Source organism: [Acidovorax] ebreus TPSY (assembly GCF_000022305.1).
Lineage (GTDB): Bacteria > Pseudomonadota > Gammaproteobacteria > Burkholderiales > Burkholderiaceae_C > Diaphorobacter > Diaphorobacter nitroreducens.
In genome coordinates, this window is sequence record NC_011992.1 from 38979 (window position 1) to 62838 (window position 23860).

The following is a 23860-nucleotide window of genomic DNA, read 5'->3' on the forward strand; positions in this document are numbered from 1 at the left end:
CACCGCCCTGTCTACAAGCGCTGGAAGCTATGAATTAAATAGCGACGTCGGCGGCGCCGCTATTCGGGATGCCGGCCATGGCCAGATCGTCCAGGATCGGGCAGTCCGGCCGGTCGTCCCCGTGGCAGCAGTGCACCAGCGCCTGCAGGCTGCGCTGCATGGCCTGCATGGCGGCGATGCGCTCGCTCAGGTTGTCGATGTGCGCCTGGGCGATGCGTTTGACCTGGCTGCTGGCGCGCTGCTTGTCCTGCCACAGGCCGAGCAGGGTGGCGATCTCCTCCATCGAGAAGCCCAGGTCGCGCGCGCGGCGGATGAAGCGCAGGGTGTGCACATCGGCCTCGGTGTACTGGCGGTAGCCGCTGTCGGTGCGCGCCACGCCGGTCAGCAGGCCCAGTGATTCGTAGTGGCGCAGCATGCGCGCCGAGACGCCTGCGCGCTCGGCGGCGGTGCCGATGGCCACGGGCCAGTCCAGCGCGGCCGCGTGCCCAGCGACGGCGCGGGGCACGCGGTGGGCGAGGCGCCGCGGCGCGGTGCTCATGCGGCGACCTTGTAGCCTTCTTCCTGGATGGCGTTGGCCAACGCCTCGCGCGACTTGTCGCTCTCCACGATGACCTGGCCGGTGGCCAGGTCCACCTTCACGAGTGCGTCGGTGTCGACCTGGCGCACCGCGTGCACCACGGCACGTTCGCAGTGGCCGCAGGTCATTCCCTGGACTTGAAATGTGTATTGCATGATGGTCCTCTCGATCAAAGGGCGGTGGATGGGTTGCGGGCCAGCGGGTGGCCGACAGCTGCATCATGAAGCCTGACATGGTGTCAAAGTCAAGCGGGGACACGCGCGGCCTGCCGCTTGACCTTGCCAGCATGTCAAGGTTTAAGGTGCGCCCTGTATCGATTCCAAGGTGGCTTTCATGACTTCTGCTTCCCTTTCCCCTGCCGCAACGGGCGACGCCCCCGCGGGCACGCTGGACCTGGGCATTGCCGGCATGACCTGCGCGAGCTGCGTGGGCCGGGTGGAACGTGCGCTGCGCAAGGTGCCGGGCGTGCAGGACGCCACGGTGAACCTGGCGACCGAGCGCGCGCACATCGTGTTCGACGCCGCCAGCGGCGGAGGCATGGAGGCGCTGGCACGCCGCGCCGTGCGCAATGCCGGCTACGAGCCACGCAGCGTGGAGGAGCAGGAAGCGGGTGAGGAGGGCGCGCAGTCGCCCTGGGCAGGCTTCACGCCGGTGGCCGTGGGGTTGCTGCTGTCGGCGCCGCTGGTGCTGCCCATGCTGGGCGATCTGTTCGGCTTGCACTGGATGCTGCCGGCGTGGGTGCAGTTCATCCTGGCCACACCGGTGCAGTTCATTCTGGGCGCGCGCTTTTACAAGGCGGGCTGGCATGCCGCCAAGGCGCTCACGGGCAACATGGACCTGCTGGTGGCCATCGGCACCAGCGCGGGCTACGGCCTGTCGCTGTGGCTGTGGGCCACGGCCGAATCCACCCATGGCGCAGGGCACACGCCGCACCTGTACTTCGAGGCATCGGCCGTGGTGATCACGCTGGTGCTGCTGGGCAAGTGGCTGGAAGCGCGCGCCAAGCGCCAGACCACGGCCGCCATCCGCGCGCTGCACGCGCTGCGCCCCGAGGTGGCCCACCTGCTGGGCCGGGACGGCGAGGTGGACGTGCCGATTGCCGAGGTGATGGCCGGTGACCGGCTGGTGGTGCGCCCGGGCGAGCGCATCCCCGTGGACGGCACGGTGGTGGAAGGGCACACGCAGGTGGACGAATCCATGCTGACCGGCGAGCCGCTGCCCGTGGCGCGCAGCGCCGATGGCCCGGAAGGCGGGGCGCTCACCGGCGGCTCGATCAATGGCGATGGGCGCATCGTGATGCAGGTGACGGCCGTGGGAAGCGAGACGGTGCTCGCGCGCATCATCCGCCTGGTGGAGGATGCGCAGGCGGCCAAGGCGCCCATCCAGCGGCTGGTGGACAAGGTGTCGGCGGTCTTCGTGCCGGTGGTGCTGGCGATTGCCATCGTCACGCTGCTGGGCTGGCTGTGGACGGGCGCGGGCGTGGAGGCCGCGCTGATCCATGCAGTGGCGGTGCTGGTCATCGCTTGCCCCTGTGCGCTGGGACTGGCCACGCCGGCGGCCATCATGGCGGGCACCGGCGTGGCGGCCAGGCACGGCATCCTCATCAAGGATGCCGAGGCGCTGGAAACCGCCCACCGCGTGCAGACCGTGGCCTTTGACAAGACCGGTACGCTGACCGTGGGCCGCCCGCGCCTGACGGCGTTTCACGTGGAACCAGGGGTGGATGAGGCGGCACTGCTGTCGGCTGTGGCCGCGGTGCAGAGCGGCAGTGAGCACCCGCTCGCACGCGCCGTGGTGAGCGCCGCCCAGGAGCGTGGCCTGCCTGCTCCTGCGCCCGACGGAGTGCGCGCCGTGCCCGGCCGCGGCACCGAGGGCGAGGTGGCAGCACGGAGTTACCTGGTCGGCAGCCTGCGCTGGATGCAGGAGCTGGGCGTGGACCTGGGCCCGCTGGCCGATCGTGCGGCCACGCTGCAGGCCGAAGGCGCCACCGTGTCCGCGGTGGCCGAGCGGGTCGCGCAGGATCCGAGCGGCGCACGGCCGCCCGAAGCCGCGAGCGCTCCCTTGGGGGGCAGCGAGGACACGATAGTGCCGAGCGCGGGGGCGCACTATGTCTTGCGCGCGCTGCTGGCCTTTGGCGACGAGCCCAAGCCCGGCGCACGCGAGGCACTGGCGCACCTGCGCACCCAGGGCGTGCGCTGCGTGATGATCTCTGGCGACAACCGCGGCGCGGCCGAGGCCATGGCCCGCCGCCTGGGCCTGCAGCCGGAGGCCGGCGAAGTGATGGCCGAGGTGCTGCCCGGCGACAAGGCGGCGGCGGTGAACGCGCTGAAGGCGCAAGGCCATGTCGTGGCCATGGTGGGCGACGGCGTGAACGACGCGCCCGCGCTGGCCGCGGCCGATGTGGGGATGGCCATGGGCAACGGTACCGACGTGGCCATGCACGCGGCGGGCATCACGTTGATGCGCGGCGACCCGCAGCTGGTGGCGGCGGCGCTGGACATCTCGCGGCGCACGGTGGCCAAGATCCGCCAGAACCTGTTTTGGGCCTTTGCATACAACGTGGCCGGTATTCCGCTGGCGGCGCTGGGCTACCTGAGTCCCGTGGTCGCGGGGGCCGCGATGGCGCTGAGTTCGGTCAGCGTGATGACGAATGCGTTGTTGCTCAAGCGTTGGCGGGGGTGATTGCGGGATAAACGAGACAAAAGGATTCTTATTTCTCTGGCAAACTGCAACGTTTTGTTGCATATTGGCGCGCGGCTTCGTTCGTAAGTCACGCGCAAGCCATTGCCTGACAGGGTGACGGATTGCGTGACGCACATCATGGGAGGGTGGCCCGCCGGGGGCTGCACACGACAAGGAAACGGTGATGAATATTTACGCGCTCATGCGGCTCTTCACGATCCGCCTGCGAATGATCGGCGCCATTGGCGTGGTACTGGGCCTGTTGGGCCTGCTGGGCGGTGCCGGCATGCTGGGCATGTTCCGCATCCACGGGCTGGCCCAGGACTTCGTCAGCCAGCCCCATGCCGCGGTGAAGCTGATGGGCCAGCTGCGCAGCGAGATGGGTGAGATCCGCCAGCATGAGAAGGACATGATCATCCACTACGAGCGCCCCGAGTCGGTGCGCGCCGCGCACGACCGGTGGCTGGCGTCGCTGGACCGTGCGGGCAAGGTCACGGCCACGCTGGGCCAGATCTGGCAGGGCGAGGACCTGGCCGAGGCGAAGGACGTCGCCAAGCACCTGGTGGCCTACCGCGAGCAGTTTGCGCACGTGGCACGCCAGCTGGAGGCCGGCGGCTACGACACCGCCACGATCGCCAACCGCATGAGCGGCAAGGCGGTGGAGCAGTTCAACATCGCCACCGAGAAGGTGGCCGCGCTGGACAAGCGCCTGGCCGCCGAGGTGGACAGCGCCATTGCGCACCAGGACCGCGTCACCGACCAGACCAAGTGGCTGTTCGCCCTGGCGGTGCTGATCACTGTGGTGGTGGTGGTGCCGCTCACGCTGCTGAACATGGTGTCCATCTGCCGCCCGCTGGAAGTGGCCCGCGCGATGGCACAGGCGATCGCCGGGGGCGACCTGTCTCAGCGCATCCACGTGGAAGGCCGTGACGAGGCGGCCGACCTGCAGCGCGCGCTGCTGGACATGCAAACCGGCCTGGGCGCGATGGTGGCGCAGGTGCGCGACGCGAGCAGCAACATCGCCACGGCCAGCCAGGAGATCGCCACCGGCAACCAGGACCTGTCCAGCCGCACCGAGCAGACCGCCAGCAACGCACAGGAAGCCGTGGCCGCGCTCTCGCAGCTCACCGCCACGGTGCAGCAGACGGCGTCGTCCTCGCAGGTGGCCAACCAGCTCGTCACCTCGGCCTCGGGCATCGCCACGCGCGGTGGCCAGGTGGTGCAGCAGGCGGTGAACAGCATGCACGAGATCTCCTCCTCCAGCCGCAAGATCGGCGACATCATCGGCCTGATCGACTCCATCGCCTTCCAGACCAACATCCTCGCGCTGAACGCGGCCGTGGAAGCGGCGCGCGCGGGCGAGCAGGGCCGCGGCTTTGCAGTGGTGGCGGGCGAGGTGCGCAGCCTGGCGCAGCGCAGCGCGGCCGCAGCCAGCGAGATCAAGGGCCTGATCAGCTCCAGCGTGACGGCCGTGGACGGCGGCGTGCGCCACGTGGAAGATGCCGGCAAGGCCATGCAGGAGATCGTGTCCAGCGTGCAGCGCGTGACCGACATCATTGGCGAGATCAACTCCGCCGCCTCCGAGCAGGCGGGCGGCATCGGCGAGGTCAACGCCTCCGTGGGCGAGATCGACCGCATGACGCAGCAGAACGCCGCGCTGGTGGAAGAGTCCGCCGCGGCGGCCGAGTCGCTGCGCGAGCAGGCCGCCCGCCTGTCGCAGGTGGTGAGCCAGTTCCAGTTGGCCGACGACGGCCACGCGCCCGCGGCCTTCACGCGCAGCGGCGCGCCGGCCCCCGCGCTGCGGGGCGGCGACACGCCGCGCCTGAGCGCCGCTTGAGCGCTGCATGACGCACGCGGCGGCCGGGCGCCGCCGCCAGTTTTCAACAAACCCTCCTTGCGCACCTTCGGGTGCGTTTTTTTTGCCCCTTGGTTGTGCGGCCTGTGATGGCGCGCAAGGAAGTTGGCAGATTGCTATTTAATAAATAGCTGCTAGCGCTTAATGGGCGGGAGTTGGAGCCGATTTTTATGCCGGTGCCAGCAGGCGCGGCACGGATGCCACCAGCAGCGCACCGCCCGACACCGTGAGCAGGCCCAGCACGATCTGGCGAAAGCGGACCTCGCTGATGCCGATATACAGCCGCGTACCCAGGAGCACCGGCACCAGCACGGCCGTAGCCACGATGCCGAAGGCGGGCAGCATGTCGCGCGTGACCAGACCCTTGGCCAGATAGGTGGCCATGGCCACGGCCAGCATCGCCAGGTTGAAGTTCTGCACCACGGCGCGCTGGGTGTCCTTGGGCAGGCCGCGCAGCGTGCACCACAGCGTGGGCAGCACGCCCGTGAAGCCGCCAATGCCGCCCATCACGCCGCCGCACAGGCCCACCACGGCGTCGGCCGTGCGCCCGCCCCAACGCACCCGCGGCAGGCTGCGCGCCATCAGCATGGCGGGGCACCAGCACACCAGCAGCGTGCCCAGCAGGGCTTTGAACCAGTGGGCGTTCAGGTGGGGCAGCAGGCTGGCGCCCACGGGCACGCCCACCAGACCGCCCAGAATGAACGGCCACAGCAGGGCGGCATTGAAGCCGCGGCGCATGGTCACCGCAGCCAGCACCTGGCCGGTGAGCGAGCCGAACACCGCCAGCGCCGCCGCCAGGTGTGGCTCCAGCACCCAGACCCAGAACGACATGGCCACCATGCTGAACGCAAAGCCCGACAGGCCTTGCACGAAGCCCGCCACGACGGCGCCCAGGACGAGGACGGCCGGTGTCTCCATGCATGTCTCCCTGCTGCCCGCGGGTCCATGGGTGTACCCGCTTTTGTTTTGATAGCTGCCAGCGCTTTGCCCATCAGCGCTGGAGCCTTTTTTTATATCCAACCATGAAGCATCACGCCCGGCGCCGGGCGTGATGCTTGGCGGGCCGCCTGCGTCAGGCCGGGGCCTGCTCCAGCGCGGGGTAGTCGATGTAGCCGTGCTCGCCGCCGCCGTAGAACGTGGTTTGGTCCCAGGCGTTGAGCGGGGCGCCCCGCCGCAGGCGCTCCACCAGGTCGGGGTTGGAGATGAACGCGCGGCCAAAGGCCACGATGTCGGCGCGGCCGCTGGCCAGCGCCTCCTGGGCCATGTCGCGGTCGTAGCCGTTGTTCACCATCCAGGCGCCGCGCCCGCCCGCGCTGCGGTAGGCGTTCTTGAACGCGGCGTAGTCGAAGGGGCGGCCCTCCACCTCGCGCGGGCCGCCGGTGGCGCCCTCGATCACGTGGATGAAGGCCAGGCCCAGCGGCGCCAACTCGCGCGCCAGGTGTTCAAACAGCGGCTGCGGGTCGCTGTCGTGGATGTCGTTGGCGGGCGTGACGGGCGAGAGACGAATGCCCACGCGGCCCCCGCCGATGGCGTCCACCACGGCGCGCGTCACCTCCACCATCAGGCGCACGCGGTTGGCGATGCCGCCGCCGTAGTCGTCCTTGCGCTGGTTGGCGCCGTCCTTGAGGAACTGGTCCAGCAGGTAGCCGTTGGCGCCGTGGATCTCCACGCCGTCAAAGCCCGCCGTCTGCACCGCGTTGCGCGCGGCGGCGGCGAAGGCATGCACGATGTCCGGCAGTTCCTCGGCCGCCAGCGCGCGGGGCTCGGACGTGGGCACGAACTGGCCCTGGCCGCTGGCCGCGTCCACCAAGTAGGTCTGCGATTGCGCGCGCACGGCCGACGGCGCCACGGGTGCGCCGCCCTCCGGCTGCAGGGCAGTGTGCGACACGCGCCCCACGTGCCACAGCTGGGTGACGATCTTGCCGCCACGTGCATGCACGGCCTGGGTAACGCGCTTCCAGCCGTCCAGCTGCTCGGTGCCATACAGGCCCGGCACGTCGGAATAGCCCTGGCCCTGGTGGGTGATGGCCGTGCCCTCGGTGATCAGCAGGCCGGCGCTGGCGCGCTGGGCGTAGTAGGTGGCGGTGATGTCGCGCGGCACGGCCCGGGGCGAGCGGTTGCGCGTCAGCGGCGCCATGGCGATACGGTTGGCCAGGTGCAGGTCACCGGCCTGGATGGGATCGAACAGAGTGGGCATGCGACTTCAGTACCTTCTTGCAAAGCGAACCGCGGGAGGTGCGGAACGCATCAAAGGTTACCGGTATCGCTCAAGGCGTGCAGTACACCCAGGCGCTGCAGAACCACGGGTTCTGTGCTACGTCAAACAGGGAGGGGTACGGCGGTGGGGCCGGCTGGCGGCCCTGGATGGCGCCGGGCGTGCGGCGCGTGGGGGATTTTTGCGGTGAGGCGCCGGCGCGCACAAGCCGCGCCCCGCAGATGCCGGGCGCGGCCATGTGGGCCTTACTTGAGCAGGCCCTCGGCCTTCATGGCGGCCTGCACGGCGGGGCGGGCGGCGATGCGTTCGCGGTAGGCCGCCAGGTTCTTCAGTGCGGAAATGTCCAGGTTCACGGCGGGGGCCCAGTTGGTCACCGTGAACAAGTAGGCGTCGGCCACGCTGAAGTGCTCGCCCATGAGGTAGGGCTTGTGGGCCAGTTCGCCGTCCACCCACTTGAGGCGGCTGAGCAGTTGCTCATGCACCAGGGGCTTGTAGTCTGCGGGGGTGGTGGGCTTGAACAGGGGGGTGAAGCCCTTGTGGATCTCGGTGCCGATGAAGGTCAGCCACTCCTGCAGGCGGTAGCGCGCCAGCGTGCCGTTGGCGGGGGCGAGGTTCTTGTGCGGCGCCTGGTCGGCCAGGTACTGCACGATGGCGGGGCCTTCGCGCAGGCGCGTGCCGTCGTCCAGCTCCAGCACCGGCACGTAGCCCAGGGGGTTGATGGTGTAGTAGTCGGTGCCGTCCTGCAGCTTGTGGCTCTTGGTGCTGGCCAGCACCGAGGTGTGGGCCAAGCCGGTTTCGTGCAGCACGATGTGCGGGGAGAGCGAGCAGGCGCCAGGGGAGTAGTAGAGCTTCATGCGGTCTTGTCCTTTCAAGGGAGTGATGAAGAAAATCTCCGCAGCGCATGCTATGCCGACCTGCGCGGGTCTGCCATGCCAAGGCCTTTGTGGGGGCGTTTCCCCGCGGCGCTGCGCCTGGGGGCAAGGCGGCCTCAGCGGGGCGTGGACGGCTGCGTGGCCTGTTCCATCAACGCCAGCCAGCGCATCGCGTGCGCGCGGCTGTCGCCGCACATGGCGGGGCTGGGCCGCAGTGAGGCACACACCGCGGGGCGCTCGGGCCGGCCGAAGATGCGGCAGCGTGCGTCGTCGTCCAGTTGCACGCAGCGCATGCCGGCCGGCTTGCCGTGCGGCATGCCGGGAATGGGCGAGGAGATCGACGGCGCCGTGCAGCAGGCGCCGCAGCCGGGGCGGCAATCCATGGCGCTATTTAATTCATAGCTGTCAGCGCTTGTTGGATATGCGCTGATACCGGTTTTTGCTTCTGTCACGCGGTGCCGTGCAGCCGCCCGGCAGCCCACAGGACCTGCTCCACCACGCCGCGCACGTGGGCGGCTTGGCTTGCGTCGACCAGCTGGCCCTGGGCGTCGAAGGCACTGGCCGCGCGCGGCAGCGCGAAGTGGCGCGGCGCCAGCCAGCATTCCAGGTTGAGCAGCAGCGGCGCCAGGTGGCTTTGCGACCGAAGGCCGCCCAGTGCGCCGTTGGACGCGCTGAGCATGCCCACCACCTTGCCCGCGAACGGGCGTGTGCCGTCACTCCATTCCGCGTGTCCGGCCACGGGGCTGGAGGCCCAGTCGATGGTGTTCTTGAGCAGGCCGGTGTAGCTGCCGTTGTACTCGGGCGAACAGATCACCCAGGCGGGGTGGGCGTCCAGCACTTCCTTCAGCCGGATCACGTCGGCCGGGGTGCCCGCGGTCTCCAGGTCGGCGTTGTAGAGGGGGATGTCGAAGTCGGCCAGCTCCAGCAGCGTGACCTCGGCGCCGGCGTCGCGCGCCATGTGTGCGGCCACGGCGGCCAGGCGGCGGTTGAATGATTGGGTGCGGGTGCTGCCCGCGAACACGAGGAACTTCATGCGCGGGATTGGAGCACAGGCTGGGCACACTTTTCCTGCGCGGTTTCACGTGAAACAAACCCCGCCGCGCATCCGGGTGGCAAAGATGGGAAAATCACGGGTTCCCCGCCGGGCCGGCAGCGCAGGCGCGAGGGTGGGGGCGGTACCGGCGCCGTGAAAGCCGGGCTTGTTCACCGTTTGACAGGGCCGCAGCGGGCCCGGAGCACCCCACCATGTTGTACCCCCAGGATTTCGATGTCATCGTCGTTGGCGGAGGCCATGCCGGCACCGAGGCCGCGCTGGCCGCCGCGCGCATGGGCAGCCGCACGCTGCTGCTCACGCACAACATCGAGACGCTGGGGCAGATGAGTTGCAACCCCAGCATCGGCGGCATTGGCAAGGGCCACCTGGTGAAGGAGGTGGACGCGCTGGGCGGCGCCATGGCGCTGGCGACCGATGAGGCGGGCATCCAGTTCCGCATCCTCAACAGCAGCAAGGGCCCGGCCGTGCGCGCCACGCGTGCGCAGGCCGACCGCATCCTCTACAAGGCGGCCATCCGCCGCATGCTGGAGAACCAACCCAACCTGTGGTTGTTCCAGCAGGCGGTGGACGACCTGATGGTGGAGGGCGACCGCGTGGTGGGCGCCGTCACGCAGGTGGGCATCCGCTTTCGCAGTCGCGCGGTGGTGCTGACGGCGGGCACCTTCTTGGACGGCAAGATCCATGTGGGTCTGAACAACTACGCGGCCGGCCGCGCGGGGGATCCTCCGGCCGTAAGCCTGTCGGCACGCCTGAAGGAGCTGCAGTTGCCCCAGGGACGCTTGAAGACCGGCACGCCGCCGCGCATCGACGGGCGCAGCATCGACTTCAGCCAGTGTGAGGAGCAGCCCGGCGACGGCATGCCCGGCGGTGTGAACGAGGGTGCTGTGCCTGTGTTCAGCTTCATGGGCAATGCGGCCATGCACCCGCGCCAGGTGCCCTGCTGGATCACGCACACCAACGCGCGCACGCACGAGATCATCCGCAGCGGCTTTGACCGCAGTCCCATGTTCACCGGCAAGATCGAGGGCGTGGGCCCGCGCTACTGCCCCAGCGTGGAGGACAAGATCAACCGCTTTGCCGACAAGGAAAGCCATCAGATCTTTCTGGAGCCGGAAGGGCTGACCACGCACGAGTTCTACCCCAACGGCATCAGCACCAGCCTGCCGTTCGATATCCAGTACGACCTGGTGCGCTCGATGCGCGGCCTGGAGAACGCGCACATTCTGCGGCCGGGCTACGCCATCGAGTACGACTACTTCGACCCGCGTTCGCTCAAGAGCAGTTTCGAGACGCGGCAGATCCAGGGCCTGTTCTTCGCGGGCCAAATCAATGGCACCACAGGGTACGAGGAGGCGGCGGCGCAGGGCCTGTTCGCCGGTATCAACGCCGCGCTGCAATGCCGAGGGGAGCGTGCCTGGGTGCCCGCGCGCGACGAGGCCTATCTGGGCGTGTTGGTGGACGATCTGATCACCAAGGGCGTGACCGAGCCCTACCGCATGTTCACCAGCCGCGCCGAGTTCCGCCTGCAGCTGCGCGAGGACAACGCCGACATGCGCCTGACCGATGCGGGGCGTCGCATGGGTTTGGTGGACGATGCGCGCTGGGACGCTTTCAGCCGCAAGCGCGATGCGGTTTCACGTGAAACAGAGCGTTTGAAATCGACATGGGTGAACCCGCGCAACCTGCCCACGGTGGAGGCCGAGCGCGTGCTGGGTAAAGCCATCGAACATGAATACAACCTCTTCGACCTGTTGCGCCGTCCGGACGTGGGGTATGACGCACTGACGACCATGGATGGCGGCAAGTATGCGAGCGAGGCTGTTTCACGTGAAACGTTGGGCGAGCTGAGTGCGCCCGTGATCGAGCAGGTCGAGATTGCCGCCAAGTACGCGGGCTATATCGAGCGCCAACGGGACGAGGTGCAGCGCGCCGCGCACTTCGAAAAGCTGCGCCTGCCCGAAGATCTGGACTACATGCAAGTGGCGGCCTTGTCGATTGAGGTGCGGCAAAAACTGCAGAAGCACCGGCCGGAGACGTTGGGCCAGGCGTCGCGTATTTCCGGGGTGACACCGGCGGCGATCTCGCTGCTGATGGTCCACTTGAAGAAGGGCGGTTTCAAGGGGTTTGCCCCGCAGCCGGCGGATGGGGTGGAGACGGTCGCATGAGCGTGGTGTCGAACACAAGCCTTGAGCACGCCTTGCGTGAGGGCGCCAACGCCTTGGGGTTGGATCTGTCGGAAGCGCAAATCACACAGCTATTGGACTTCCTGGCGCTGCTGCAAAAGTGGAACAAGGTCTACAACCTCACGGCGGTGCGCGATCCGCAGGAAATGCTCACGCACCACCTGCTGGACAGCCTGGCTGCCGTCCCGCCGCTGCGCCGCCATGTCGCGCGGAGGGGGCAGGGCGGTGCAATCCACCTGGGCGCGCGGCTGCTGGATGTGGGATCAGGCGGGGGACTGCCTGGCGTGGTGTTCGCCATTTGTTGCCCGGAAGTGGATGTGAGTTGCGTGGACACCGTAGCCAAGAAAGCAGCATTCATCCAGCAGGCGGCGGGCACCCTCGGTCTGTCCAACCTACATGGCATCCATGCGCGCGTGGAAACGCTGGCCGGTCCGTTCGATGTGGTCAGTTGCCGCGCCTTTGCCGCGCTGGCGGACTTCACCGCCTGGTCGCGCCAGGCGCTGGCACCGCACGGCGTGTGGCTGGCCATGAAGGGAAAGCACCCGCACGACGAGATTGCCGCGCTACCGGCGGACGTAAGCGTGTTTCACGTGGAACAACTCACTGTGCCGGGCCTGCAGGCCGAACGCTGCATCCTCTGGCTGCGCCCCGTCGCGTAAACTCAAGCCCCCTCCCGCTTCGCAAGGCGCTCCCATGTTCGGCATTGCAGACTACGGCGCATTCGTCGCCGCCATCGTGTTGTTCCTCGCCATCCCGGGGCCGGGCAATCTGGCGCTCATCACTTCCACCGGCAAGGGCGGTGTGCGCGCCGGCATGGCCGCCTGCATGGGCGTGATCGCCGCCGACCAGGTGCTCATGTGGATGGCGGTGGCCGGCGTGGCGGGCCTGCTGGCCGCGTATCCGGCGGCATTCCATGCCGTGCAATGGCTAGGCGCCGTCTACCTGGGCTGGATGGGCTACAAGATGCTCACCGCCAAGCCGGGGGATGCGCCGGTGCTGAACATCGCGCCGCGCCACTACTTCCGCCAGGGGGCGGTCATCACGCTGCTCAACCCCAAGGCCATCGTGTTCTACATGGCCTTCTTCCCGCTGTTCGTGAACCCGGCCACGCACCGCGGGTTGGTCACCTTCGCCGCCATGGCCGCCACCATCGCCACGCTCACCTTCCTGTACAGCCTGGTTGTGGTGCTGCTCACGCACTTCCTGGCCGAGCGCATGCGCGCCAACCCCACGGTGGCGCGCGTGTTGGAGAAAACGGCGGGCGTGTTCCTCATCGGCTTCGGCGTCAAGCTGGCCATTTCCAAGTAATCGCGAATTGCCCCGCATGGCCAAGATCTTCTGCATTGCCAACCAAAAGGGTGGGGTCGGCAAGACCACCACTTCCGTCAATCTGGCCGCGGGCCTGGCCAAGATCGGCCAGCGCGTGCTGCTCGTGGACCTGGACCCGCAGGGCAATGCCACCATGGGCTCGGGCGTGGACAAGCGCGCGCTGGAGCTGTCGGTGTACGACGTGCTGCTGGAGTCGGCCTCGGTGCCGGAGGCCGCCGTGCTGTCGGAGCAGTGCGGCTACCGCGTGCTGGGCGCCAACCGCGAACTCGCCGGGGCAGAGGTGGAACTGGTGCCGCTGGAGCAGCGCGAACGCCGCCTGAAAGCCGCCCTGGCGGCGGTGGACTCCGACTACGATTTCGTGCTCATCGACTGCCCGCCCTCCCTGTCCATGCTCACCCTGAACGGCCTGTGCAGCGCCCACGGCGTCATCGTGCCGATGCAGTGCGAGTACTTCGCGCTGGAGGGCCTGACCGATCTGGTGAACACCATCAAGCAGGTGCATGCCAACCTGAACCCCGACCTGCAGATCATCGGCCTGCTGCGCGTGATGTTCGACCCGCGCATCACGCTGCAAAGCCAGGTGAGCGAGCAGCTCAAGGACCACTTCGGCGACAAGGTGTTCGACACCGTGATCCCGCGCAACGTGCGCCTGGCCGAGGCGCCCAGCTACGGTTTGCCCGGCGTGGTGTTCGATCCCGCGGCCAAGGGCAGCCAGGCTTTCGTGGAGTTCGCGCGCGAGATGGTGGAGCGCGTGAAGCGCATGTGATGCCTGGCCAAGGTCTTACCGGTCAAAATAGCCTCCAAGGCTTATTGGATAAGCGCTATAAGCTATATAAATAATAGTAACGCCGCATGAACCCCTCGCAGATCCTCCTCCTGCCCGGCTGGCAGAACTCCGGCCCCGGCCACTGGCAAACCGAGTGGGAGCGGCTGCATGGCTACCAGCGCGTGCAGCAGCACGACTGGATGCGTCCGTTGCGCGGCGACTGGTCCGCGCGGCTGGAAGAGGTCGTGGCCGATGCGCCGGGCGAGGTGGTGCTGGCCGCGCACAGCCTGGGGTGCATCCTCACCGCGTGGTGGGCGGCGCACACCCGCTACGCGCACAAGGTGCGCGGTGCGCTGCTGGTGGCGCCGGGCGATGTGGAGCGGCCCGACCTGGCCGCGCAGATCCCCGGCTGGGCGCCCATCGCACGCCAGGTGCTGCCCTTTCCGGCCGTGCTGGTGGGCAGCCAGGACGATCCCTACTGCAGCTTTGAGCGTGCGCAGACGCTGGCCGGTGCGTGGGGCGCACGCTTCGTGGACTGCGGGCCCCGCGGCCATATCAACGCCGATTCCGACCTGGGCGAATGGCCCGAAGGGCACGCACTGCTGCGCGCATTGATGAACAAGGACTGAAGACACATGGTCACCAAGAAACCCAAGGGCCTGGGACGCGGCCTGGAAGCACTGCTGGGCCCCAAGGTGGCCGACAAGGCGCCCGCCGGCGCCAACGCAGCGGGTGCGGCAGACGGGCCGGTGAGCACGCTGGCCCTGGACCGTCTCGTGCCCGGCATCTACCAGCCGCGCACGCGCATGGACGAGGGCGCGCTGTACGAACTGGCCGAATCCATCAAGGCCCAGGGCATCATGCAGCCGATCCTTGTGCGTCGCCTTGACGACGAACAGGCGCAACAGCGCCGCCAGGAGCGTGCATCGCAGGGGGCTTCGGCAGCGATGGGTGCCCTCAGCGCCAGTGGGCCGTTGTACGAAATCATCGCGGGCGAGCGCCGCTTTCGCGCCTCACGCCTGGCGGGCCTGGCCGAGGTGCCGGTGCTGGTGCGCGACGTGCCCAACGAGGCGGCCGCGGCCATGGCGCTCATCGAGAACATCCAGCGCGAAGACCTCAACCCGCTGGAAGAGGCCCAGGGCCTGCAGCGCCTGATCCGCGAGTTCGGCCTCACCCACGAACTGGCGGCGCAGGCCGTGGGGCGCTCGCGCAGCGCGGCGAGCAACCTGCTGCGCCTTTTGAACCTGGCCGAGCCGGTGCAGACCATGCTCATGGCCGGCGACATCGACATGGGCCACGCGCGCGCGTTGCTGTCGCTGGAGCGCGCGGCGCAGATCACCGCGGGCAACCAGATCGCGGCGAAGAAGCTGTCGGTGCGCGAGGCCGAGAGCCTCGTCAAGAAGCTGGGTGCGGAGTTCGCCCTCACGCCGCAAAAGCCCAAGAAGGACAAGTCGCGCGACCTCAAGCGCGTGGAGGAAGAGTTGTCCGACCTGCTCATGGCCGAGGTCGAGGTGCGCGTCAAGAAGCGCGTCAAGCGCGGCAGCCGGGTTGAGGAGATGGGCGAGCTGGCCATCCAGTTTGGCTCGCTGGAGGCGCTCAACGGCCTCATCGAGCGCCTGCGGGGCGGCTGACGCCGCATCGTTGCGGCCCGTGCCCATGCCGCGCCGGCCCCGCCGACTCCATCATCTGCACGCGCCGCCGCCGCGGCGCATCGTCCTGCCCTGGCCGCTGCCGGCGGTGCTGGTGTGGGCGGCGGCGTGGCTGCTGTTCGCGGGCTTGCGTGGCAGCGTGGCCCCGCTGGCGGCGCTCGGGCTGGCCTGCGCCGTGGGTGTGGCGGGCAGCCTGCTGGCGCAGGGCTGGTGGCGCCGCGGCCTGATCGCGCTGGGCTTTCCCTTGTCGGCGGCACTGGGCGGCGCGGTGGCGCTACCGGCCTGGGGCTGGCTGCTGCCGCTGGCGCTGCTGCTGCTGGTGTATCCGCTCAACGCCTGGCGTGATGCGCCGCTGTTTCCCACCCCGCCGGGTGCGCTGCACGGCCTGCAGGACGCCGTGCCGCTGTCCGCGGGTGCGCCCGTGCTGGACGCCGGCTGTGGCCTGGGCGATGGCCTCAAGGCCCTGCGCGCGGCCTATCCGCAGGCGCGGCTGCACGGGCTGGAGTGGAGCGGACCCTTGGCGCTGCTATGCCGGCTGCGCTGCCCCTGGGCGCGCGTGCGGCGCGGCGATATCTGGGCCACGGACTGGGGCGGTTACGACCTTGTGTACGTGTTCCAGCGGCCCGAGAGCATGGCCCGTGTGGCCGCGAAGGCCCGCGCGGAGATGGCGCCGGGCCGCTGGCTCGTGAGTCTGGCGTTCGCCGTGCCGGGCGTGCGCCCCAGCGCGCGGCTGGATTCCTTCGCCGGCCATGCGGTGTGGATCTACCAATTGCCTTTGCCGGCGGACAGTGCTGCGCCACACTAAAACGAAACAACTTGCAAACATCGGTTGCAAAAACTGCCGAATTGGTATGATTTTGCATTCACGTCGGCCACGTCGGTCCCGTACCGGGTGCGCAGACCGCAACGCCTCGGTTGAGACGTGTCCCACACACCCCGGAATGCAAGAAGAGAGAGAGGAAGGAAAGCTATGTCCCGTAAACCACTGACGCTGCTGGCGGCCGCCTGCGCCGCCCTGGCCCTGACCGGCTGCGAAACCACCAACATGCGGATGGGCAGCGCCGAGTCCAAGACCGTGGCCACCGGCGCTGCCGCCGGCGGCAGCGCCGCCAACGAGAGCGGCCAGCTGGAACGCTGCCAGTCGCCCCTGGGCACCGTGTCGCTGGTCGAGAACCAGGACGCCGGCTGGTACACCATCTTGCGCAACGAGTACAAGCTGCCCCCCACGGCCAACCTGCTGCGCCTGCTGATCCAGCAGTCCAACTGCTTCATCGTGGTGGAGCGCGGCGCAGCCGGCATGCGTGCCATGGACCGCGAGCGCCAGCTCATGGGCTCCGGCGAGATGCGCGGTGGCAGCAACTTTGGCCGGGGCCAGATGGTGGCGTCCGACTACGGCATGTCGCCCGAGATCATCTTCTCGAACAACGACGCAGGCGCCATCGGCGGCGTGCTGGGCGGCCTGATCGGCGGCGGTAGCGGCCGTGCGCTGGCGGCCGTCGGCGGCGGGCTGAAGACGCGCGAGGCCAGCGCCATGCTGACCCTGGTGGACAACCGCTCGGGCGTGCAGGTGGCGGCCTCCGAAGGCAGCGCCTCCAAGAGCGACTTTGCCGGCTTCGGCAGCCTGTTCGGCGGCTCGGCCGGCGGTGGCCTGGGGGGCTACCAGAACACCGCGCAAGGCAAGGTGATCACCGCTGCGTTCATGGATGCCTACAACCAGATGGTTGTGGCGCTGCGCAGCTACAAGGCGCAGTCGGTGCAGGGCCAGGGCCTGGGCGGCGGCGGTCGCCTGGGCGTGGATGGCGGCGCGGCTCCCTCGCAGACCCGCGCGGGCGCGGCCATGTCGGTGCGCGAGGCGCAGGAACGCCTGAACGCCATGGGCTACAACGTGGGCACGCCCGACGGCTCCGCCGGTCCCAAGACGGCGCGTGCGCTGCGCGAGTTCCAGCAGGCCCAGGGCCTGCCCGTCACCGGCCGCCTGGACTCGGCCACGGCCGGCGCGCTGTCGCGCTGAGCGGGGTGCAAGGGGCTTCGCCCCTCGGCAAGCAAGCGGCCTTCGGGCCGCTTTTTCGTGGGCGCTTTATGGGGAAAGTGCTTCGTTATTCATAGCTGCCAGCGTCTTTCTCGCAAGGGTCATAGCCCGAAAACGCCATGAACGACACGGTATCGCACCCGCGGGGTGCGGTATCGCTGGCGGGGCTGGCCTGCAGGCGCGCGGTGGCCTAGCATGCGCGCCGCATTGTTATTGCCGCAGTTCCATGTACCTGTCCCTGCCGCCGTTCTGGTCGTCATGGCTGGCGTGGCCCAAGCCGCCGCCCGCCCCCGACGCTTCTGGCGTTTTTTCCTCCTTTCTTGATGTCTCCCGGCGCCAGGCGCGCCGCCTCGCGCAGCCCGCCGAGCTGCGCATCGACGTGGACCCGCCCGACGCCACGATCGAGCAGGAACTCTCGGCCCTGCACCAGCGGCTGCACTCTCCCGGTGACGCCCTGCATGGCCTGCCCTCCACGCCCCTGCCGGGGCACCCCGGCCTTTTCGTGCGCAGCCGCGTGGCCGATGGCGAGCTGTACGTCTACATCGAAGACCCGCTGCGCCAGTGCCTGGCAGGCACCACGGTCTTCAACCGCCTCGTCGAACTGAACCGCCGCGCCGACCGCCACCTGCGCGCGCCGCATTCGCGCTACGCGCCCGCCTACCAGCGCCGGGGCCTTGCCACGGCCGTGTACCGCTGGGCGCTGGACGGCGGGCAGTGCCTGGTGTCCGGCGCGCGCCAGTCCGCAGGGGCCCATGCGCTGTGGCAGCGCCTGGGGCGTGATTACCCGCAGGGCTATGTCTGCCTGCAGCACAAGACACCGCGCTACCTGGGCCGCCAGGTGGATGCGCGCGTGCAGGAAGCCCTGGCCACGCGCCGCCTGCTGCTGGGCCGGGGCTGGACGCTGGCCCGCCTGGCCGCCGCCACGGGCATGCTGTCTGCGTAGTGCTCCTGAAAAAAGAGCTGCTTGCGCTTATGGGATAAGCGCTGGAGCCCTATTTGCCTTGAGATCTACGGCGACCCCAGGAAGCGCCCCGGCGCCAGCCCCACGGCCCGCCGCACCATGGCGCTGAAGGCGCTGGGGCTGTTGTAGCCCAGTTCCGCCGCGATCTGGTTGATGGGCTTGCGCCCCGCGGCCAGCGCCACGGCGCGCGCCAGGATCACCTGCTGGCGCCACTGCGTGAAGGTGCTGCCCAGCTCCTGGCGAAAGAGGCGCGCCACCGTGCGCGGGCTGGCGCCGGTGTCGCGCGCCCAGTCGGCCAGCGTGTCGTGGCGCGTGGGATCGGCCAGCACCGCCTCGCACAGGTGGCGCAGGCGCTTGTCGCGCGGCAGGTCCACGCCCAGGCGCACGCTGCTGGCACGGCGCAACTCGTCCAGGATCAGCGCGCTCAGGTGGCGCTCGCGGTGCAGCAGCTCGGGCGGCGGCGGGGCGCCGTCGTCGGGGTCGGTGGGCATCTCGCGCACCACGGCGCGCAGCAGCTCGGACACCTCCAGCACGCGGCACTGGCGCCAGGGCTCTTCCTGCGCGCGCGCGACGGCGGGGCCGCAGCGCCCGGGCGGCTGGTAGAAGTACAGCGTGCGCAGGTCGGCGTCCTCCACCATGGTCACGGCGTGCTCCACGCCCGGGGGGATCCACAGCGCGCGCGAGGGCGGCACGATGTAGGTGCCGCGCGGCACGGTCAGGCGCAGCACGCCCGTGGTGGAAATGGCCACCTGCGCCCAGGGGTGGCTGTGCGGGCGCACCTGCGTGTCGGCGCGCAGCTCGCGGTGCTTGGCGCGCACGGGGCGCTCCCGGCTGGGCACGAACAGGTGCGGCGTGAGCGACTCCACATACGACAGCACGCGCGCCGGCCGCGCGGCGCGGCCGGCGGTGCTGGCCGCGGCGGGCTCGGCAGGCGGCGGGGCAGGGCGGGGAAGGGACGGGCTTGGCATGATCGCGACAGCAATTGGCCGACTATCGTATATCGGCCGCGGCTGCCTTGCCTAAGATCATGCCCATGACGACTGCTGCCCCCACCCTGCGCCAGGACGCGCGCACCATTGGCCTGATCGGCCTTGCGCACGGCTCCTCGCACTTCTTTCACCTGCTGCTGCCGCCGCTGTTCCCGTTCCTGATCGCGGAGTTCGGCTACAGCTATTCCGAATTGGGGCTGCTGGTCTCGGTGTTCTTCGTGGTCTCCGGCGTGGGCCAGGCGCTGTCGGGCTTCCTGGTGGACCGCGTGGGCGCACGCCCGGTGCTGTTCGCCGCGCTGGCCAGCTTTGCGCTGGCGGGCCTCACCGCGGGCAGCGCCAGCGGCTACCTGGGCCTGGTGGTGGCGTCGGTGCTGGCGGGCCTGGGCAATGCGCCGTTCCACCCGGTGGACTTCACCATCCTCAACAAGCGCGTGTCGCCCGCGCGGCTGGGCCACGGCTTCTCGGTGCACGGCATCTCGGGCAACCTGGGCTGGGCCACCGCGCCGCTGTTCATGGCGGGCATCGCCACGGCCACGGGATCGTGGCGCATGGCCTGCCTGAGCGGCGGTGCGCTGGCCTTGGTGATACTGGCCATCATGGTGTGGAACCGCGACGCGCTGGACGATCGCCAGGGCACCTGGGCGCATGCGCCGGCCAAGGGCGCCACGGGCAGCGCGCACGCGCAGGAACACCCCATGGCCTTCCTCAAGCTCCCGGCCGTGTGGCTGTGCTTCTCGTTCTTCTTCTGGAGCACCTGCTCGCTCAGCGCCATCCAGAGCTTTGCCGCCCCGGCGCTGCAGCGGATGTACGACATGCCGCTGTCGCTGACCTCCATGGTGGTCACGGGCTACATGCTGTGCAGCGCCGTGGGCATGGTGATCGGGGGCTTCCTCGTGGGCCGCGTGGTGCGGCTGGAAAAGACCATCAGCATCTGCCTGATGGCCTCCGCCGCGCTGCTGGTGCTGGTGGGGCTGGGCGCACTTCCCGGCACGGTGGCGCTGGCCGTGGCGGCGCTGGCGGGCATGGGCGTGGGCATTGCCGGCCCGTCGCGCGACATGCTCATCAAGCGCGCCGCGCCCCCCGGCGCCACGGGCCGCGTGTACGGCACGGTGTATTCGGGGCTGGACCTGGGCTTTTCCGTCGCGGCGCCGTTGTTTGGCGTGCTGCTGGACCGGGGGCAAACCGCCGACATCTTCTACGGCTCGGCCCTGGCGCTGGTGCTGAGTGTGGTCTCGGCGGCCCTGGTGGGCGGTGGCGTGGCACGACGCCAGGCGCAGGCTGCGTGACAGGTGCCGGGGGCTTCCAGCGCTTACGTAGCAAGCGCTAACAGCTATTGAAACAGGAGCGCTGGCGCGCCCTCCAGGGCAAGCCCTGCGCCGCGCATACCGGCTTGGCGGTTCCCCTGCCGCCGGGCGCGGGGCGGCAAGCGTTCGTCGCAGCCTGCATTCGGCCGTTATGCAGGACGGTGTGATGCGCTCTGGCCCATTGATCAAGCGGTGGATGCGAAATACAGTGAACCGCAGTGAAGAGCGGCGCGCCGCCGCGCCGTTCTCCAGCGTACGGACCCGCTCCTTCCCCCCGGTTCTGCATCGACCCCACCCATGGAACCCCACGCCTTCAGGCACCTGCCCGAACTGCAAGGACGGCTCACGCCGCCCCAGGCCAGCGGGCTGCGCCTGACCGACGAGGTGCTCGCCGCCTGGGATGCACAGGCGCGCCAGCAGGGCCTGTCCGCCGACTGGCGGCTGCCCGATGACGTGGTCGAGCGCTCACGCCAGGCCGTGCTGGCGCAGAGCGAGGGGTGCGACCTCTGGGTGTTTGCCTACGGCTCGCTGATGTGGAACCCCGCCATCCACTTTGACGAGGTGCGCCGCGCCCGGCTCGCGGACCATGCGCGCCGCTTCGCGCTGGCCACCACGATCGGCCGCGGTACACCCGACAGCCCGGGCCTGGTACTCACGCTGCAGCGCGGCGTGGGTGACTGCGAGGGGTTGGCATTCCGCATTCCCCAGGCGCTGCTGGAGCGGGAGTCGCGCATGCTGTGGCGGCGCGAAATGATCCACGGCAGCTACTGCCCGGGCTTTCAACCGCTGCACACGCCGCAGGGCGGTGTGCGCGCGCTGGTGCTGTCCGCCAACACCGCGCACCCGCTGCACCGCGGCGGGCTGTCGCTGGACGACACCGCGGCCATCATCGCCAGCGCGCAGGGCAGCGTGGGCAGCAACCGCGACTACCTGGACCAGCTGGCGTGCCAACTCGACCTCTTGGGCATCCGCGATGACTACGTGCGCTGCCTGGCTGCCCGGGTGCGCGCGCACCGCGCGGCGCCGAACCGGGGTGGTTAAGTGAGATCGAACCAGCGCCGGTGGCGCCTGCTGGAGCGGGGTGCCTCTGTGTGCTGGCCCATGAAGGCGGCGGGGTGCTGCGCGCGCTGCCAGCCATGCTGCTTGTGGCTGCACAAGCGTTCTTGAAAAGGGAAAGTCATGTCCAAGGTACTCGTTCTCTACTACTCGACTTACGGCCATCTCGAAACCATGGCGCAGGCCGTCGCCGAAGGCGCGCGCTCTGCCGGTGCCACGGTGGACGTGAAGCGCGTTCCCGAAACGGTGCCGCAGGAGATCGCCCGGTCCGCGCACTTCAAGCTGGACCAGTCCGCACCCGTCGCCACCGTGACCGAGCTGGAAAACTACGACGCGATCATCGTCGGCGCGCCCACGCGCTTTGGCCGCATGCCCTCGCAGATGGGCAGCTTCCTCGACCAGGCGGGCGGCCTGTGGGCGCGCGGCGCCCTCAACGGCAAGGTGGGCGCGGCGTTCACCTCCACCGCCACGCAGCACGGCGGGCAGGAGACGACGCTGTTTTCCATCATCACCAACCTGCTGCACTTCGGCATGGTGATCGTGGGGCTGCCCTACAGCTTCCAGGGCCAGATGACGCTGGACGAAGTGGTGGGCGGCGCCCCCTACGGTGCGACCACCATCGCCGGCGGCCAGGGCCAGCGCCAGCCCAGCGCGACCGAGCTGGACGGCGCACGCTTCCAGGGCCGTCTGGTGGCCGAGACGGCCAACAAGCTGTTCGGGGGCTGAGTCGTTACGCCAGAGTCCCGCAGGGCGTGCGCCTTGCGTGGCCGTACACCAGCGGGAGCAAGCCTCGCGGTAAAGCACAAGCGCAGCTGCGTGCGGGTGGGGCATCGACGATGCGGCCAAATAGGAAGCAGTCAACGGTTGCTGATGGTGGCGCGACAGAGACTGGCTGCTCAAGGCAGAGTTCGTTGTGGTCACTGCGCTGCTTTCTTCTTGATCGACGTGCGCGAAGCGCTGACCGTATTCAGGCGGGTTTATCCCGCTTGAATACGGTCATAGCTCCCTCTCTCACCCCGGATAGCTACACTACGCCCATATCGGCCCACTGAGCGATATTCGTTGTAGCTCCCTCTCTCACCCCGGATAGCTACACTCGGCAGGGTTTGGGGGAGGCGATTAAATTTGTTGTAGCTCCCTCTCTCACCCCGGATAGCTACACTCAGCTATGCAGCGCAGGGCATATGCTGCATGTTGTAGCTCCCTCTCTCACCCCGGATAGCTACACTGAAAGCAGGTCCGGCAAGCTACGCGCGACAGTTGTAGCTCCCTCTCTCACCCCGGATAGCTACACTGAAAGCAGGTCCGGCAAGCTACGCGCGACAGTTGTAGCTCCCTCTCTCACCCCGGATAGCTACACTATCAGCCTGAGCCTTTGCAGAGGCTTCCTCGTTGTAGCTCCCTCTCTCACCCCGGATAGCTACACTCATTCCCCCCGTGGCTCGTAATTTCGCATTGTTGTAGCTCCCTCTCTCACCCCGGATAGCTACACTTCGATGTAAGTCACCCCTGCCTTTTCTAGCGTTGTAGCTCCCTCTCTCACCCCGGATAGCTACACTTGAGCAGTTCGTCTACTGCGCGGAAGCCAGGTTGTAGCTCCCTCTCTCACCCCGGATAGCTACACTATAACCACTTGGATGGCCTGCGACGGCGGCGTTGTAGCTCCCTCTCTCACCCCGGATAGCTACACTGGATCGCCGTGGGTAATGCGAACGACGTTAGTTGTAGCTCCCTCTCTCACCCCGGATAGCTACACTAACACGTTCCCAGCGGCCTTTTGGGCGTCCGTTGTAGCTCCCTCTCTCACCCCGGATAGCTACACTGGCTACGCCCGGCGCGAAGAGGCCATCGCTGTTGTAGCTCCCTCTCTCACCCCGGATAGCTACACTCTGGACGGAGGGACAACAGCATGAGCGAGAGTTGTAGCTCCCTCTCTCACCCCGGATAGCTACACTTGGTCTTAGCGAAACCCGCGCCCCGCTTAGCGGAGCGTGGGTTTTCGTTCATCAAAAATGCTTTTCAAAACAGTGCTATTTGTGCCGCGTTGACCTTTTTTTCTTGAAATAATGGCAACCCGACTAGCAATTTCATGCTGGCAAATTGCTTTTCGGTCACCGTGAGCACGCGCACCGAACCCTCGGATGGCAGGTTGGCCAATAGGCGTTGCATGTGCTTTTGCGCAGCATCGGTGCCGTTGAGGATGCGGCCATAGACCGAAAACTGAATCATGTCGTAGCCGTCGTTGAGCAGGAATCGGCGGAACACCGTGTAGGCGCGTCGGTCGGCCTTGCTGACTACGGGCAGATCGAAGAACACCAACATGCGCATAAATCGCCTCG

23 protein-coding genes and 1 CRISPR repeat array are annotated in these 23860 nt (G+C 68.5%); of the genes, 14 read left to right on the forward strand and 9 right to left on the reverse strand.

What is annotated here, in order from left to right; genetic code table 11:
• Nucleotides 1–34: 34 nt before the first annotated feature.
• Together cueR and DTPSY_RS00180 are read right to left on the reverse strand one after the other, a co-directional pair.
• Nucleotides 35–538 carry a Cu(I)-responsive transcriptional regulator gene (gene cueR, locus DTPSY_RS00175; protein ID WP_012655152.1) on the reverse strand — a complete coding sequence of 168 codons (504 nt, stop codon included), beginning with the start codon at nt 536–538 and terminating at the stop codon, nt 35–37.
• Nucleotides 535–732: a heavy-metal-associated domain-containing protein gene (locus DTPSY_RS00180; RefSeq protein ID WP_012655153.1), complete on the reverse strand. Its 198-nt coding sequence runs from the start codon at nt 730–732 to the stop codon at nt 535–537. The genes cueR and DTPSY_RS00180 overlap by 4 nt, the downstream gene beginning before the upstream one ends.
• Before the next feature lie 178 nt (nt 733–910).
• Between DTPSY_RS00180 and DTPSY_RS00185 the strand changes: the two genes are divergently transcribed.
• Together DTPSY_RS00185 and DTPSY_RS00190 are read left to right on the forward strand one after the other, a co-directional pair.
• Nucleotides 911–3259, forward strand: a complete 2349-nt coding sequence (locus tag DTPSY_RS00185; RefSeq protein ID WP_012655154.1) for a heavy metal translocating P-type ATPase — start codon at nt 911–913, stop codon at nt 3257–3259.
• A 184-nt stretch (nt 3260–3443) separates the two neighbouring features.
• Nucleotides 3444–5096 (forward strand): methyl-accepting chemotaxis protein, encoded by a 1653-nt coding sequence (locus DTPSY_RS00190; RefSeq protein WP_012655155.1) that lies wholly within the window; start codon nt 3444–3446, stop codon nt 5094–5096.
• 186 nt (nt 5097–5282) lie between these two features.
• Here the strand turns inward: DTPSY_RS00190 and DTPSY_RS00195 are convergent, their stop codons facing one another.
• The 5 genes from DTPSY_RS00195 to DTPSY_RS00220 all read right to left on the reverse strand — a co-directional run bounded on the left by DTPSY_RS00195 (nt 5283) and on the right by DTPSY_RS00220 (nt 9234).
• Complete coding sequence (locus tag DTPSY_RS00195) at nt 5283–6032, reverse strand: sulfite exporter TauE/SafE family protein (RefSeq protein WP_012655156.1); 750 nt, start codon at nt 6030–6032, stop codon at nt 5283–5285.
• A gap of 154 nt (nt 6033–6186) precedes the next feature.
• Complete coding sequence (locus tag DTPSY_RS00200) at nt 6187–7311, reverse strand: alkene reductase (RefSeq protein ID WP_012655157.1); 1125 nt, start codon at nt 7309–7311, stop codon at nt 6187–6189.
• Between the two features lie 263 nt (nt 7312–7574).
• Nucleotides 7575–8183 carry a glutathione transferase GstA gene (gene gstA / locus DTPSY_RS00210; protein WP_012655159.1) on the reverse strand — a complete coding sequence of 203 codons (609 nt, stop codon included), beginning with the start codon at nt 8181–8183 and terminating at the stop codon, nt 7575–7577.
• Between the two features lie 134 nt (nt 8184–8317).
• The gene (locus DTPSY_RS00215) at nt 8318–8584 is read right to left on the reverse strand and encodes a YkgJ family cysteine cluster protein (protein WP_012655160.1); all 267 of its coding nucleotides are present in this window, start codon (nt 8582–8584) and stop codon (nt 8318–8320) included.
• A gap of 65 nt (nt 8585–8649) precedes the next feature.
• Nucleotides 8650–9234 (reverse strand): NADPH-dependent FMN reductase, encoded by a 585-nt coding sequence (locus tag DTPSY_RS00220; RefSeq protein WP_012655161.1) that lies wholly within the window; start codon nt 9232–9234, stop codon nt 8650–8652.
• 212 nt (nt 9235–9446) lie between these two features.
• On the opposite strand from DTPSY_RS00220, the gene mnmG reads away from it, so the two are divergent.
• From mnmG to DTPSY_RS00265, 9 genes are all read left to right on the forward strand, one after another.
• Nucleotides 9447–11420 (forward strand): tRNA uridine-5-carboxymethylaminomethyl(34) synthesis enzyme MnmG, encoded by a 1974-nt coding sequence (gene mnmG / locus DTPSY_RS00225; RefSeq protein WP_012655162.1) that lies wholly within the window; start codon nt 9447–9449, stop codon nt 11418–11420.
• The gene (rsmG, locus tag DTPSY_RS00230; RefSeq protein ID WP_012655163.1) at nt 11417–12097 is read left to right on the forward strand and encodes a 16S rRNA (guanine(527)-N(7))-methyltransferase RsmG; all 681 of its coding nucleotides are present in this window, start codon (nt 11417–11419) and stop codon (nt 12095–12097) included. The genes mnmG and rsmG overlap by 4 nt, the downstream gene beginning before the upstream one ends.
• A 34-nt stretch (nt 12098–12131) precedes the next feature.
• Nucleotides 12132–12746: a LysE family transporter gene (locus DTPSY_RS00235; RefSeq protein WP_011803500.1), complete on the forward strand. Its 615-nt coding sequence runs from the start codon at nt 12132–12134 to the stop codon at nt 12744–12746.
• A gap of 16 nt (nt 12747–12762) precedes the next feature.
• The gene (locus DTPSY_RS00240) at nt 12763–13533 is read left to right on the forward strand and encodes a ParA family protein (protein WP_012655164.1); all 771 of its coding nucleotides are present in this window, start codon (nt 12763–12765) and stop codon (nt 13531–13533) included.
• A gap of 86 nt (nt 13534–13619) precedes the next feature.
• Nucleotides 13620–14162, forward strand: a complete 543-nt coding sequence (locus DTPSY_RS00245) for an RBBP9/YdeN family alpha/beta hydrolase (protein ID WP_012655165.1) — start codon at nt 13620–13622, stop codon at nt 14160–14162.
• A 6-nt stretch (nt 14163–14168) separates the two neighbouring features.
• Nucleotides 14169–15164 (forward strand): ParB/RepB/Spo0J family partition protein, encoded by a 996-nt coding sequence (locus DTPSY_RS00250; protein ID WP_012655166.1) that lies wholly within the window; start codon nt 14169–14171, stop codon nt 15162–15164.
• Between the two features lie 25 nt (nt 15165–15189).
• A complete protein-coding gene (locus DTPSY_RS00255; protein WP_012655167.1) occupies nt 15190–15987 on the forward strand; it encodes a class I SAM-dependent methyltransferase in 798 nt (265 codons plus the stop codon).
• A 165-nt stretch (nt 15988–16152) separates the two neighbouring features.
• Nucleotides 16153–17193 carry a peptidoglycan-binding domain-containing protein gene (locus DTPSY_RS00260; protein WP_012655168.1) on the forward strand — a complete coding sequence of 347 codons (1041 nt, stop codon included), beginning with the start codon at nt 16153–16155 and terminating at the stop codon, nt 17191–17193.
• A 244-nt stretch (nt 17194–17437) separates the two neighbouring features.
• Nucleotides 17438–18154: an N-acetyltransferase gene (locus DTPSY_RS00265; RefSeq protein ID WP_012655169.1), complete on the forward strand. Its 717-nt coding sequence runs from the start codon at nt 17438–17440 to the stop codon at nt 18152–18154.
• Nucleotides 18155–18219: 65 nt separating this feature from the next.
• Here DTPSY_RS00265 and DTPSY_RS00270 read toward each other — a convergent pair whose 3' ends face one another.
• Complete coding sequence (locus tag DTPSY_RS00270) at nt 18220–19140, reverse strand: AraC family transcriptional regulator (RefSeq protein WP_012655170.1); 921 nt, start codon at nt 19138–19140, stop codon at nt 18220–18222.
• A 59-nt stretch (nt 19141–19199) separates the two neighbouring features.
• Here DTPSY_RS00270 and DTPSY_RS00275 point away from each other — a divergent pair, with 59 nt between their 5' ends.
• The 3 genes from DTPSY_RS00275 (at nt 19200) to wrbA (ending at nt 22247) form a co-directional block, all read left to right on the forward strand.
• Nucleotides 19200–20447, forward strand: a complete 1248-nt coding sequence (locus DTPSY_RS00275) for an MFS transporter (protein WP_012655171.1) — start codon at nt 19200–19202, stop codon at nt 20445–20447.
• A gap of 315 nt (nt 20448–20762) precedes the next feature.
• Entirely contained in the window at nt 20763–21506 is a 744-nt protein-coding gene (locus tag DTPSY_RS00280) for a gamma-glutamylcyclotransferase (RefSeq protein ID WP_012655172.1), read from the forward strand.
• A 138-nt stretch (nt 21507–21644) separates the two neighbouring features.
• Nucleotides 21645–22247: an NAD(P)H:quinone oxidoreductase gene (gene wrbA, locus DTPSY_RS00285; RefSeq protein ID WP_012655173.1), complete on the forward strand. Its 603-nt coding sequence runs from the start codon at nt 21645–21647 to the stop codon at nt 22245–22247.
• A gap of 269 nt (nt 22248–22516) precedes the next feature.
• A CRISPR array of direct repeats spans nt 22517–23476; the repeat unit is 36 nt; unit sequence GTTGTAGCTCCCTCTCTCACCCCGGATAGCTACACT.
• 64 nt (nt 23477–23540) lie between these two features.
• Here wrbA and cas2 read toward each other — a convergent pair.
• The gene (gene cas2 / locus DTPSY_RS00290) at nt 23541–23843 is read right to left on the reverse strand and encodes a CRISPR-associated endonuclease Cas2 (RefSeq protein ID WP_238526554.1); all 303 of its coding nucleotides are present in this window, start codon (nt 23841–23843) and stop codon (nt 23541–23543) included.
• Nucleotides 23844–23860: the final 17 nt, after the last annotated feature.